The sequence below is a fragment of the Paracoccus sp. SSK6 genome, from assembly GCF_039770665.1.
In the GTDB taxonomy this organism is placed as follows: domain Bacteria; phylum Pseudomonadota; class Alphaproteobacteria; order Rhodobacterales; family Rhodobacteraceae; genus Paracoccus.
The window spans coordinates 1-546 of the sequence record NZ_JBDPNJ010000106.1; the positions used below are offsets into that span (position 1 = coordinate 1).

Below are 546 nucleotides of genomic sequence, written 5' to 3' on the forward strand. Positions count from 1 at the left end.
GGCGGTTCAAGAACTCGCCGACCCGTTCATCGATATCCTTGCACAGCTTGGAGACCGTGCTCTTGGAGATGCCGCTCAGCCCCATGGCCTGCACGAGATCGTCGACCCGACGTGTCGAGACGCCGCCGATCCAGGCCTCCTGGATCACGGCAACCAGTGCCTGTTCCGAGGTCTTGCGGGCTTCGAGGAAGCCGGGGAAGTAGCTGCCCTGCCGCAGCTTCGGCACCCGCAGGTTCAAAGTGCCCAAGCGGGTATCGAGCGCGCGCTCGCGATACCCGTTGCGCCAGGTTGTGCGGTCGCCGCTGCGCTCGTGCCGGCCGGCGCCGATCAGGCCATCGACATCGGCCTCCATGATCAGCTGAAGGACCGCCTCGGCGATGCTGCGCAGCAAATCACCCTGATCGTGCTTTGCCAAAAGCTCGGACAGGTCCATGGTGGTCTTGGTCATCGGGGGCTCCGTATGGTTCGGGGTTGAAGCGTCGAAACTCCACCTCGATCATACACCTCGATGGCCACCCGAGATTACACCGAACGTGCCGGTGAAAT

Annotated in this window: 1 protein-coding gene; it reads right to left on the reverse strand. The window is 63.2% G+C overall.

The annotated features are described in order from the left end of the window. On the reverse strand, positions 1 to 448 hold a 448-nt coding region (locus AAIL68_RS17600; RefSeq protein WP_347141076.1), incomplete at its 3' end, for a transposase. Positions 449 to 546: the final 98 nt, after the last annotated feature.